Raw genomic sequence first — 12,453 nt, 5'->3', positions numbered from 1 at the left:
TACACTTGTACCATCGCGGTTATACCATACCCGGAGCATAAAGGAGCCGAAATTGCCTATGAACCGATGGATTACCAAATGGGCGGCGCTGCTCGGCATTCTGGCGCTGCTTCTGCCGCCCGGAGCCGTCTCTGCCGAGGGCGTCTCGACCCAGGCGCGGGCGGCGGCGCTGATCGACGTGGAGTCGGGCCGGATTCTGTACAGCCACAACGGCGACGAGCCGATGCTGATCGCAAGCCTGACGAAGATTATGACGGCCATTGTCGCCATTGAGAACGGCAAGCTGGACAGCGTCGTCAAGGTCGGTAAGAACGCTTATGCCAAGGAGGGGTCCTCGATCTATCTTCGGCAAGGCGAAGAAATGACGCTGGAGACTATGCTGTACGGTCTCATGCTGCGCTCCGGCAATGATGCGGCGACGGCCATCGCCGAGCATGTCGGCGGCTCGGAAGAAGGGTTCGTCCATTTGATGAATGCCAAGGCGGAGCTGCTCGGGCTGAAGCATACCCATTTTGCCAATCCGCACGGACTGGATGCCGAAGGCCATTATTCCACGGCGAACGATCTGGCGGTCCTGACCGCCTATGCGCTCCACAATCCCGTATTCAAGGAGATTGTGAAGACCCGGGTGAAGACGGCCGACAATCCGAACGAACCGTGGGATTACAAGTGGAGCAACAAGAACAAGATGCTGCGGCTGTATGAGGGCGCGGACGGCGTCAAGACCGGCTATACCAAAAAAGCGCTTCGCTGCCTCGTAAGCTCCGCCACCCGCAGCGGGCAGCAGCTTGTCGCCGTCACGCTCAACGACGGCAACGACTGGAACGACCATATGGCGATGCTCGATTTTGGCTTCAGCCAGTATCCGCTGAAGCGGATTGTCGAGCGCGGGGCCCGGGTGGAAGGCTACGCGCTGGCTGCCGGAACAGGCTTCGCCTACCCGCTGAAAGCCGGCGAGGCCGAGAAACTGAAGACCCAACTGGTGCTGGAGAGCGGCGCCGGGAAGCGCGCGAAGGTTCAGGGCGAAGGGAGCGCGGCCCCCGGGGCCGCTTCGGCCCAGGGCACTTCCGCCGATACGGCTTTCGGTCTGCGCGGAAGACTGGTGCTGACGCTCGGCGGCCGGGAGATTGGCCGGGTCCCCGTCTACGACCCGGACCGGCTGCCGCCGGAGGCGCCGCCCTCCGGGAGCGTCCGAAGCAGCAGCGCCGGCGTGCATCCGGCCAAGAGCTGGAGCGCGGCGCTTGCCGACGCGCTGCGGGTTCTGCTGACCGTTCGCCCTGAAGGAGGCGAAGCCGGATGATCAACGCCATCTGGCTCGGCATGATTGTGATCGGCTTCGTCTTTGCCGCCGTCAACGGCCGGATGGACGCCTTTACGGCGGCGGTATTCGACGGGGCCAAGAACGGGGTAACCGTCAGCTTCGGGCTCATCAGCATCCTGGGATTCTGGCTCGGCATGATGAAGATCGCGGAGGAGGGGGGGCTGCTCCGCGTTCTTTCCCGGGCGATGGGTCCGCTCGTCCGCTTTCTGTTCCCCGACGTGCCGAAGAACCATCCGGCCATGGGATACATTCTCAGCAATATGAGCGCGAATCTGCTCGGGCTCGGCAATGCGGCGACGCCGATGGGCATCAAGGCGATGCAGGAGCTGCAGACGCTGAACCCCGACAAGGAGACGGCGACGCCCGCAATGTGTACCCTGCTTGCGCTGAACACCGCCAGCATCACGCTCATTCCGGCCACCCTGATCGCGATCCGGCTGAACTACGGATCGAAGGACCCGGCCGGCATTGTAGGCACTACGCTGATGGCGACCTTTGTGGCCACGCTGGCTGCGGTTGCCGCCGACCGGTACTTCCGCAGGCGTCTGGTCCGCCGGCAGCGCAAGCGGCCTCCGGGACCGCCTGCGTCGGGCGGGGGACAGGGGAAGGAGGACGTTCCGTGTACGCGTTCCTCAGCCTGATTTCTTCTTGGGCCATACCGGTCCTGGTCGCTTTCATTCCCCTCTACGCCTATACGCGCAAGGTTCCGGTCTACGAGTCCTTCGTAACCGGAGCCAAGGAAGGATTCGGCACGGCCATCGGCATTATCCCCCCGCTGATCGGCATGCTGGTGGCGATCAGCGTCTTCCGCGCTTCGGGCGCTCTGGACTTCTTCATGGGTCTCATATCGCCGGCGCTGGAGGCGGTCGGCGTTCCGCCCGAAGTGCTCCCGCTCGGCCTGCTGCGTCCGCTTACGGGCACGGGCTCGCTCGCGTACACAACCGAGCTGATCCGCGTTCACGGTCCCGATTCCCTCATCGGCATGATCGCATCCACCATCCAAGGCAGCACCGATACTACGCTGTATGTGCTGACCGTCTATTTCGGCGCAGTCGGCATCCGCAACGGGCGGTATGCCCTTAAGGTCGGGTTATTCTCCGATCTGGTCGGCTTTGCCGCCGCCATCGCGGTCTGCCTGCTGACCTTCAGGTAATTCCCCCTGCCTTGCAGGCACCAGGCACCCCGGCGCTTTCCGGCTCATATGCTATTGCAGCATGTGGGAAGGGGGCGCCGATTTGTCTTATCAGGGGTTTGTCATCCATCACTCCGCCTGCCCGTCCATCAACGGCAAAGGCTTCGATTTCTGGGTCGCCCGGGACGGCGGAATCCATGCCGCGCCGCTTCTGACCGACCCGGAATCCATCCACATCTGTCTCGAAGGGGACTTCGGACCGGGCGGCTCTGCTGGCCGGGACGGGGCGCCGCCTGAGCAGATGTTCGCCGCCGGCAAGCTGATTCTCGAGCTGTCGGGGCGCTACCGGATTCCGTCCGGCGCCGTCCGGTCCCATGACGGCGTCTGTCCGGGAAGTTTTTTCCGTGGAGCAAGCTTGTGATTTCTCCGAACGATGGTTATCATTAGGCTGAGGTGACTAGTCGACAATGGAGCGATTGCAGAAAATACTGGCCCAGGCCGGCGTTGCGTCCAGACGCAAATGCGAGGAACTGATTCTGGCCGGCAAAGTGGAAGTCAACGGGGAGACCGTCCGGGAGCTCGGTACGAAGGCTGACCCGGCTGTGGATACGATTACGGTGCAAGGCAAGCCGATCAAGAACGAGAAGAAGATTTATATTATGTTCAACAAGCCGAAGGGAGTCATCACCAGCGCCTCTGACGACAAAGGACGCAAGATTGTGACCGACTACCTGAAAGGGATCCAGGAGAGGGTGTATCCGGTCGGACGGCTGGATTATGATACCGAAGGATTGCTGCTGCTGACGAACGACGGAGAGTTCGCGAACCTCCTGACCCACCCGAAGCATCATGTGCCCAAGACCTATCTGGCAACCGTAGAAGGAATTCCGCACGGAACTTCGCTGGACAAGCTCAAACAGGGCATCAAGCTGGAAGACGGCATGACCGCTCCCGCCGAGTTGGAATACAAGGATATCGACGAAGAGAAGAAGGAAGCGGTTATCAGCATTACCATTCATGAAGGCCGTAACCGCCAGGTACGGCGGATGTTCGAAGCTATTCATCATCCGGTAACCCGGCTGAAGCGGATCTCCTACGGCGGGCTGCCGCTGGGCAATCTCAAGCGGGGTCTGTTCCGCCATTTGACCAAGGACGAAGTCAACGAACTCAAGCAGCTCGCCCTGTCCGGACTCGGCAAGAGTCAAAGACCGCGTTAACGTCACAGAAAGTTCACAAAGAAGCCCCCTGCCATTCGATATAATGTTCATAGGATGTTCACACACTTTCCATATTTTATGAACAGGATTATCGGAAGGAGCGGAGGGGGCTTTTTTGCTGTGCTGCGGAGGGCTGAATGGGAGCCTGGCTCCACAAAAGGTTACTCAACCGTTGACAGTACACGGCAGAGGGATAGTACAATAGAGAGAGTGGGCCTGACAAGGATGGCCTGCTGTTGAATTCGGATTTTAGCGAAAAGAATCGATTCCGGTCGATTATTTATAGGGTTTGTACTTGATGAAGGGGTTGTTGTGAAGATGGCAGATCATTTGAATCGCATCCTGGTCGTCGATGACGAAGAACGGATTCGCCGGCTGCTCAAAATGTATTTGGAGAAGGAAGGCTACGAGATCGACGAAGCCGAAGACGGAGAAACGGCTCTCCGCAAGGCGACTTCCGCCGATTACGGCCTGATTCTGCTGGACGTCATGCTGCCCGGCATCGACGGCATGGAAGTGCTTACGCGGCTGCGCGGCGTCAAATCGACCCCTGTGCTTATGCTGACGGCCAAGGGCGAGGAGATCAACCGGGTGCAGGGCTTTGAGATGGGCGCCGATGACTATGTGGTCAAACCGTTCAGCCCGCGCGAAGTGATCTACCGCGTCAAGGCGATTATGCGCCGCTCGTCGGCGACGGCTTTCCTGTCCAAGGAGAGCAATTCGAGCAACAATATTGTCTTTCCGCAGCTCGTGATCGAACACGATGCGCACCGGGTAACGGCCGGCGGCCAGGAAGTCAGCCTGACGCCGAAGGAATACGAGCTGCTTCATTATCTGGCCGTTTCGCCGGACAAGGTATTCTCCCGGGAAGAGCTGCTGAAGGATGTCTGGAATTATGAATTTTTCGGCGATCTCCGGACCGTCGACACCCACGTCAAGCGCCTGCGCGAGAAGCTGAACAAAGTGTCGCCCGAATCGGCGGCGATGATTACGACCGTCTGGGGCGTCGGGTACAAGCTAGAGGTGCCTAAATAAGTGAACTTCTGGAGATCGCTCGTCGGCAAGCTGTGGGTGACGATTATTTGTCTCGTTGCGGTCGTTCTGATGACGCTGGGATTGTTTCTGCTACCGTACATCGACAGCAATTTTTCCAACTCCGGGGCTATCAAGCGGTTGTTTATGTATACGGCCATGATCGGTTTTTCGATGACGACTTTTTTTGCGCTGTTTCTGTTCACGAAGATTACGCAGCCGATGCAGCGGGTAATCGAGGCGGCGAACGCCATTCGGCGCGGCGAATACGGGACACGGCTGAAGCTCGTTACCAGCGATGAGATCGGGGAGCTGGCCACCAGCTTCAACCATATGGCGGCGGAGCTGGAGACGACCATCCGCAGCCTCGATCATGAGAAGAGCCATCTGGCCAGCGTTCTTCGCAGCATGACGGATGCAGTCATTACCTTCGATACCGACGGATGCGTCATCCTGACGAACCCGCCGGGCCAGGCGCTGCTTAATGAATGGAGCGACCTGCAGTGGGACAGGGGAGAGCCGGAGGCTGCGGAGGAAGAGGAGGGTCAGGCTGCGGGCCGGCGCCACCAGGTGCCGCCGCCGCTGCTGCCGCTCTTCCGCCAGACACTTAGCGACGGGGGAGACCAGCGGTCGAATATTCATGTCCGGCAGGGGGTCTGGTCCGTCCATATGGCTCCGCTGCATGTCGAAGACGACCTTCAAGGCGCCGTGGCGGTACTGCGCGATGTGACGGAGGAAGTCCGGCTGGAGAAGATGCGGCGCGATTTTGTAGCAAATGTCTCCCACGAAATCCGGACTCCGCTCTCCATGATGCAGGGCTACAGCGAAGCGCTGCTCGACGGCATGGCTTCCTCGCCGGAAGAGAGCAGCGAGCTGATCCAGGTCATTCACGAGGAGTCGCTGCGGATGGGGCGGCTGGTTAAGGACCTTCTGGATCTGGCGCGGATGGATGCCGGCCACAGCGATCTGGCGCTTCGACCGGTGGATTTGAACGAACTGCTGGAGCGGATGTACCGCAAGTTCTCGGTGAGAGCGAAGGAGCGCGGCATTATCCTGACCTATCATCGCCGTTCAGACCGACTGCATCTTGAGGCGGCCGATGAGGACAAGCTGGAGCAGGTGCTGACCAATCTGCTCGACAATGCCTTCCGGCATACGCCGGAGGGCCGGAAGATTGCCCTGTCGGCGGAAGTACGGACGATAGAGAGCCGGACCGTAATCGAGGTCTGTATCCGCGACGAGGGGGTCGGCATTTCGCCGGAGGATTTGCCGTTTATCTTTGAACGCTTCTATAAGGCCGACAAGGCGCGTGTCCGCGGGGAGTCAGGCGGAACCGGCCTTGGGCTGGCCATCGTCAAGAATATTGTGGAATCCCACCGCGGCACTATAACCGCCGGAAGCAAGCTGGGGGAAGGTACGGTGTTCACGCTCCGTCTTCCTGTCGAAAGCCAGCCAAATCCGGCCAAGTCCTGACAGCGCCTCTTGCAAGAGAGGTGCTTTTTGTTGAAACGGACCGATTAATCTTGTTCACCGTGGAACAAACAGGCAGGGAGTATTTACAAAAGGAGCCATGTGCATGAGCAACTATATCCTGGCGCTTGACCAGGGAACGACCAGTTCCCGGGCCATTCTGTTCGACCGCGAAGCCGTCATGCGCGGAATCGGACAATACGACATTGCCCAGTCTTTTCCGAAGCCGGGCTGGGTGGAGCATGATCCGAACCAAATCTGGGAGTCCCAGGTGGCTGCCGCCCGGGATGCAATAGCCGCAGCGGGCGCGACGGGGCAGCAGATTGCCGCCATCGGCATCACGAATCAGCGCGAGACGGCGCTGGTGTGGGACCGGACGACCGGGGAACCGGTCTACCCGGCCGTCGTCTGGCAGGACCGCCGCACCTCCGGCGCCTGCGAAGCTCTGAAAGCGCGCGGCCTCGAAGGAGAGATCGCCCGCAAGACCGGGCTGGTGGTTGACGCGTATTTCAGCGCGACCAAGATTGCCTGGATTCTCGATCACGTCGAAGGAGCCAGAGAACGTGCGGAACGCGGAGAGCTGCTCGCCGGAACCGTCGATTCCTGGCTGATCTGGAAGCTGACCGGCGGAACGGAGCATGTCACGGATGTGACCAACGCCTCCCGGACGATGCTGTTCGACCTTCACCGCCGGGCGTGGGACGAGGAACTGATGCGCGAGCTGCGGGTGCCTGCTGCGGTGCTGCCTGAAGTGCGGATGTCGGGAGGGTTGTTCGGGATAGCCCGGGCCGAGTGGTTCGGCGCCGAGATTCCGATTCTGTCCGTGCTCGGAGACCAGCAGGCGGCCCTGTTCGGCCATACCTGCCTGGAGGCCGGCAGTGCCAAGAACACATACGGCACCGGCTGTTTCATCCTCATGAATACCGGCACGGAACCTGTCGCTTCCGAACACGGGCTGCTGACTACCATCGCCTGGGGCATGGGAGAGGAATTGTACTATGCCCTGGAGGGCAGTGTGTTCATGGCCGGGGCGGCGGTGCAGTGGCTCGAGGAAGGCCTCGGGCTGATCGACAACCCGATGGCCTCGGAAGAGAAAGCAATGGAGGTGCCCGATACCGGAGGCGTGGTCGTCGTTCCCGCGTTCACCGGACTGGGCGCGCCTTACTGGGATATGTACGCCAGAGGAGCCATCTTCGGGCTTACCCGCGGTACTACAGCCGCCCATCTGGTCCGGGCCACGCTGGAATCGCTCGCCTGCCAGACCCGCGATGTTATCGGGGCGATGGAAAAAGACGCCGGCATGCCTCTGACGGGCCTGCGGGTTGACGGCGGAGCCGTCCGGAACGACCTGCTGATGCAGTTCCAGGCCGACCTGCTCGGCAGCGAGGTCACGCGCACCGTCTATGCCGAGACCACGGCTCTGGGCGCTGCGCTGCTGGCCGGTCTGTCCGCCGGCTTCTGGACGCGGGAGGGCCTGGAGGCGTTCAACCGTTCCGAGCGCGTGTTCAAGCCCGCCATGCCGGAGGCCGAGCGGGAGGAGCGGTATGCCGTCTGGCAGGACGCGGTGGCGCGGACAGTCGGATGGGAGAAGCACGGCCGGTAGAGGACCGGCAGGAACATGTTAACCGTCCTGTCAGGACAACAAAGCCCGCATTCGGGCCGGCAGCAGGAGCTTCCGGGTAGAATGCGGGCTTTGTGCGGCTTGCGGACGGCGGTCAGAATTTGAAGATATGAATGGTCTTCTGAAGCTGCAGCACCGCGCGGGTCATGTTCTCGGTCTCTTCGGCGACGACCTGGATGGCATGGATTTGGTCATTCATGCTGGCCGAGACTTCCTCGGTGCCGGCGGCCGATTGCTGGGTGATCGCGGAGATGTTCTGGATGGCCGCCGAAATCTTCAGCGCGCTGTCCAGCATCTGATCGCTCTCCGAGGAGAAGGCGGCAATCTGTTCGGTTATGTATTGGACGCTCTGGACCAACTGGGCAAAGATCTCGCCTGCCTCCACGATCTTCTGGTTCTGGAGATTGACGATCTCCTCGTTGATGGCGGTATTGGAAATCGCCTGTTTCATGTCTTCCTCGATGCGCCGGACCAGCCCGAATACTTCCTTGGTGGCATGTGTGGATTCTTCGGCAAGCTTGCGGACTTCATCGGCAACAACGGCGAAGCCGCGCCCGTGCTCGCCCGCTCTTGCCGCCTCGATGGATGCATTCAGCGAGAGCAGGTTGGTCTGTTCGGCGATTTCCGAGATAGTACCGGTCATCTTGGAAATATCGCGGGCGCTTTTGGCAAGGGAATCAATGGTGCCGGCCACTTGGCGGGTGGCCTCCAGGTTGCGGCGCATGCCCTCCGCCTGGATATCAATGGACTGCCTTCCCTGCTCGACAAGCTCCAGCGTCTGGCGCGAGCGCTTGTCCATTTCCTTGGTAGAGCGGGCATAGTCGGATACCTTCGTCTCAATGTCCTTGATGGATTCGGTCATGCCGGCAATGTCTCCGGCAATTTCGTTGGTGCCAAGCGCCAGCTCATTGGCCGACATGGACACCTGCTGCATGACGGTCTGAAGCTGCGAATTCTTCTCTTCGATGCCGCGGCTCGCATCCATCACCCGGCGCGTAATCTGGGACGCTTCGTTCAGAATGCCGGTGAGCTTGTCGATCATATTGTTAAAAGCGCGGCTAATATCGCCCATGGAGCCCTTCTCGTCGGCACGGCTGGTGAAATCGCCTTTGGAGATGCTGTGCGTGACGGAAGCCAGGTCACTAAATGAAGATGTAAGCGTTCTCTCTATAAAGCGCGCCAACGGGTACGTCAGGGCCCCGAGCACCAAGACCAGAAGCACGCCCAGGAGCCAATTCCCTGTCATCATCAAGACCGCCAGAAACGGCAGCGCGAACAAGGCGGCCACCATATAGCAGCCTGCGATTACCCGGTCGCGAAGCGGCAGTTTGTGGAACCAGTTCATACAATCATTCCCCCTGTAAATTTTTCCTTTCAGACTCAGTATATAGGCCGTCAGACCTGCCGTCCATTGTAAAAAATACAGGATTCGGGTAGAAATTTGTCTATCCCCGCACAAGCTTGGGTCCTTGCCGGTTTCGTAGGTCCGTAAGCAGGGGTGGGGCCGGTATCGGAACTTGGGGGAACGGCTTTTCTAATAAAAGAAGCCGCCCGGGGGCGGCTTTCTACGCTATGAGTGATAATGGAATCAGACGAGCGCAATTTCCTTGGCGCTATTGATCTCCGGCAGCGAGGAGAGATGGGCCAGCACTTCTTCCGGCACTTCGCGGTCCACGGTCAGCAGCATGATGGCATTGCCGCCGGCTGTGCTGCGTCCCACCTGCATTGAAGCGATGTTGACGTCGTTCTGGCCGAGCAGGGTGCCGACATGGCCGATAATGCCCGGTTTGTCGTTGTGCGAGATCACGATCTGATGGCCTTCCAGCGCAATGTCCACGGAGAACTTGCCGAGCTGCACAATTCGCTCGCCATAGCCTTGAAGCAGCGTGCCGGCGACCACGCGCTCTTCGCCTTCCTCGGTCTTCAGCAGAACGGTCAGGAGATTCGTGAAGCCCTGCGTCTTCGAAGAGGTGGTGACGACGACGTTGACATCCCGCGTTTTGGCCAGATGCATGGAGTTGACAATGTTGGCGTCCGAACCGAAGTAGCGGGTCAGCACGCCCTTGACGATATAGCGCGTCAGCGGCTGCGTGTCCACATCCGACAGGTCGCCCGCATAGCTGACGACAATCTCGCGGATGGCGGTATCGACGAGCTGCGAGGCGAAGCTGCCCAGCTTCTCGCCAAGATTAAAGTAAGGCTGAAGCTTGTTCATGACGCTTGGGGCAACCGGCGGAATGTTCACCGCATTGATGAACGGCTCGTTCCGAAGGATATGCAGGACCTGTTCCGATACGTCGATGGCCACATTCTCCTGGGCTTCAACCGTGGAAGCGCCGAGATGGGGAGTGACAATGATCTTCGGATGCGTAAGGAAAGGGTGATCCGCCTGCGGCGGCTCTTTCTCGAAGACGTCAAAAGCAGCGCCGGCTACAATGCCGCTGTCGATCGCTTCAACCAGCGCCAGCTCGTCGATGACGCCGCCGCGGGCGCAGTTCACGATGCGCATGCCTTTCTTCATGACTTCAAACTGCGGACGGGAGATCATGTTGCGCGTCTGCGGCGTAAGCGGCGTATGGACGGTGATAAAGTCCGCATTGCGGACGATATCGTCAACGGTGGCCAGCTTCACTTCCATTTTCTCGGCGCGCTCTTCGGTCAGGAAGGGGTCGAAGGCAAGGATGCTCATGCCGAAGGCTTTGGCCCGCTTGGCGACTTCGCTTCCGATCCGGCCCATGCCGAGCACGCCGAGCGTCTTCCCGCGCAGTTCCACGCCGAGGAAGCTCTTGCGGTCCCATACGCCCGAGACAGTCTTCGCATAGGCCTGGGGAATATGCCGCGCCAGGGCCATCATCATGGCAAAAGCATGCTCGCATGTTGTAATCGTGTTGCCGTCCGGCGCGTTGATTACGACAACGCCCTGTTTGGTGGCCGCTTCCAGATTGATATTGTCCACGCCTACGCCGGCGCGGCCGATGACCTTGAGCTTAGATCCCGCTTCGATAATTTTGGGCGTGACGGTCGTCTGGCTGCGGACGAGCAGTCCGTCATAGTCGCCGATAATGGCCACAAGTTCGTCTTCGCTAAGTCCTGTCTTCTTGTCTACCGTGACATCGGCAGCTTCCATAAGCTGCTGAATGCCCAGATCGCTGATTGGGTCCGATACCAAAACTTTAAACATGATTTCTCTTCCTCCTTAATATAAAAGCCTGTATAAGAGGAGGGCCGCGAGGCACTCCGCATTACCAACACTTCGCAAGGTCACCGCTTCTTCAACGCGTTGATATTCAATTGGACAACCGCGTTATCGCAGCAGAGAAGAAAGCTGCAGAGACGCTCCTGCAAGCCGGGGAGAAGGGGATGGCATGGAAGAAGCCAACAAAAAAACTCCCGAATCCATACTACGGCCGTAGTATAGGGACGAGAGTTGTCGTGGTGCCACCCTAATTCGCTGCCCGAAGAGAGCGGCAGCCTCATTATCCTGATTACAGGAACACTGGTAACGGAGATGATCCGACCGGGCCTACTGAACGTTCGGCTCGATATCTCGGGAGCGCTGGGAAAGACTGTCCGCCTACCGGCTTGCACCACCCGCCGGCTCTCTGAAGACCTTCAGTGTTCCTGTTCCGTCATCGATTGGGTCATTAATTTTTTCATAATGTAACATGGCTGCGCAAGGTGTGTCAATAGGTTTTGCGCGCATCCTGTGCTAGAATAAAAAGCCCGGAATTATTCATAGAAGAACGGAAGCTGAGGCAGCACTTCGCTGCTGTAATAATGGACGCGCACCCGGCTGTAATCATTCTCCTGCAGCGCTCCTGTCGATACAAGCAGCGAGAAGGCTTTTTGCGCGCTCGATACGCTCAGCGACTGGGCCGCGCCCGAGTGGATCAGGTCGTCGATCTTGGCGCTGAGGTCCTGCGGCTCGTAGCTCTCGAACTGCTTGCGGTTCAGCATCATGTCCGCAGAGATGGCGTTCTTGAGCAGCAGCGGCATGCTGCTCCATTCCTTGAGGCTGATGGTGCGGGAAGCCTTGTAGCTGCCTGGGATCTGGGCATTGTTGCGCCCGCCCCATACAACCATCGCGTCGTAATAATTCTTCTGACCGAGCAGCCCGTATTTGACGGCTCCCACAGAGAGCTCCCCTTTGCCGAGGGCATCCGCAGACTGGGACGCCGCTCCTCCGTCCCGGGCAGCCTTGGCTGCCTCGGCGAACAGGCGGATGCTCTTGAGCGAATTAAGCTGTCCCTGCTCCAGCAGCGGCGAGTCGGAGAAGAGGGACTCCCGGGTCACTTCGCTGTACGATTTGTCGGCGAGTTCTGCCATCGTCTTGAGAACGGAGGCCCGTTCGCGGCTGGTCAGGCTGCCTGAAAGGCGGTTCAACTGTCCGTTCCAAGCGGCCTTGAATTCCCGATAGGGCGAAAATACGTTATGATAGTAATTGACCAGTTCCTGCTGCGAATAGGCGCCGCCCTCGGCCGACTGCGTTTCGGCGTTCTTGGTTACATATTTGGCTTCGGTCTTGTCGGCTCCGACTTTAACGCCGGTGAAGAACACGGCGAACGCGGATACGAGCAAGAACAGGAATCCAAGGGTATACAGCATTTGACTTCGGTTACTGCGGCGGCTCATGGCATTTGCTCCTTTAGACTCGGAATTA

General features: G+C 59.4%; 11 protein-coding genes. 8 read left to right on the top strand and 3 right to left on the bottom strand.

Annotated features, from left to right (window positions below):
* The first annotated feature begins 58 nt into the window (after positions 1–58).
* The 8 genes from F4V43_RS01585 (at position 59) to glpK (ending at position 7,775) form a co-directional block, all read left to right on the top strand.
* A complete protein-coding gene (locus tag F4V43_RS01585) occupies positions 59–1,300 on the top strand; it encodes a D-alanyl-D-alanine carboxypeptidase family protein (RefSeq protein WP_150456494.1) in 1,242 nt (413 codons plus the stop codon).
* On the top strand, positions 1,297–1,962 hold the full coding sequence (locus tag F4V43_RS01580) for a nucleoside recognition domain-containing protein (RefSeq protein ID WP_150456493.1): 666 nt from the start codon (positions 1,297–1,299) through the stop codon (positions 1,960–1,962). The genes F4V43_RS01585 and F4V43_RS01580 overlap by 4 nt, the downstream gene beginning before the upstream one ends.
* Complete coding sequence (locus F4V43_RS01575) at positions 1,941–2,474, top strand: spore maturation protein (RefSeq protein ID WP_150456492.1); 534 nt, start codon at positions 1,941–1,943, stop codon at positions 2,472–2,474. The genes F4V43_RS01580 and F4V43_RS01575 overlap by 22 nt, the downstream gene beginning before the upstream one ends.
* An 82-nt stretch (positions 2,475–2,556) precedes the next feature.
* Positions 2,557–2,874: an N-acetylmuramoyl-L-alanine amidase gene (locus F4V43_RS01570; RefSeq protein WP_223879742.1), complete on the top strand. Its 318-nt coding sequence runs from the start codon at positions 2,557–2,559 to the stop codon at positions 2,872–2,874.
* 46 nt (positions 2,875–2,920) lie between these two features.
* Complete coding sequence (locus F4V43_RS01565) at positions 2,921–3,670, top strand: pseudouridine synthase (RefSeq protein WP_150456491.1); 750 nt, start codon at positions 2,921–2,923, stop codon at positions 3,668–3,670.
* Positions 3,671–3,988: 318 nt separating this feature from the next.
* The gene (locus tag F4V43_RS01560) at positions 3,989–4,705 is read left to right on the top strand and encodes a response regulator transcription factor (RefSeq protein WP_150456490.1); all 717 of its coding nucleotides are present in this window, start codon (positions 3,989–3,991) and stop codon (positions 4,703–4,705) included.
* On the top strand, positions 4,706–6,175 hold the full coding sequence (locus F4V43_RS01555) for an ATP-binding protein (protein ID WP_150456489.1): 1,470 nt from the start codon (positions 4,706–4,708) through the stop codon (positions 6,173–6,175).
* A gap of 103 nt (positions 6,176–6,278) precedes the next feature.
* A complete protein-coding gene (gene glpK, locus F4V43_RS01550; RefSeq protein ID WP_223879741.1) occupies positions 6,279–7,775 on the top strand; it encodes a glycerol kinase GlpK in 1,497 nt (498 codons plus the stop codon).
* A gap of 112 nt (positions 7,776–7,887) precedes the next feature.
* Here the strand turns inward: glpK and F4V43_RS01545 are convergent, their stop codons facing one another.
* The 3 genes from F4V43_RS01545 to F4V43_RS01535 all read right to left on the bottom strand — a co-directional run bounded on the left by F4V43_RS01545 (position 7,888) and on the right by F4V43_RS01535 (position 12,425).
* Positions 7,888–9,138 carry a methyl-accepting chemotaxis protein gene (locus F4V43_RS01545; protein ID WP_150456487.1) on the bottom strand — a complete coding sequence of 417 codons (1,251 nt, stop codon included), beginning with the start codon at positions 9,136–9,138 and terminating at the stop codon, positions 7,888–7,890.
* 243 nt (positions 9,139–9,381) lie between these two features.
* Positions 9,382–10,974 (bottom strand): phosphoglycerate dehydrogenase, encoded by a 1,593-nt coding sequence (gene serA, locus F4V43_RS01540; RefSeq protein ID WP_150456486.1) that lies wholly within the window; start codon positions 10,972–10,974, stop codon positions 9,382–9,384.
* 548 nt (positions 10,975–11,522) lie between these two features.
* Positions 11,523–12,425 (bottom strand): hypothetical protein, encoded by a 903-nt coding sequence (locus F4V43_RS01535; protein ID WP_150456485.1) that lies wholly within the window; start codon positions 12,423–12,425, stop codon positions 11,523–11,525.
* Between the last annotated feature and the right edge of the window lie 28 nt (positions 12,426–12,453).

This window comes from Paenibacillus spiritus (assembly GCF_008710135.1).
Lineage (GTDB): Bacteria > Bacillota > Bacilli > Paenibacillales > Paenibacillaceae > Paenibacillus_AQ > Paenibacillus_AQ glufosinatiresistens.
Note: the sequence above shows the minus strand (reverse complement) of the source record. Positions and strands in the feature narration are given on the sequence as shown.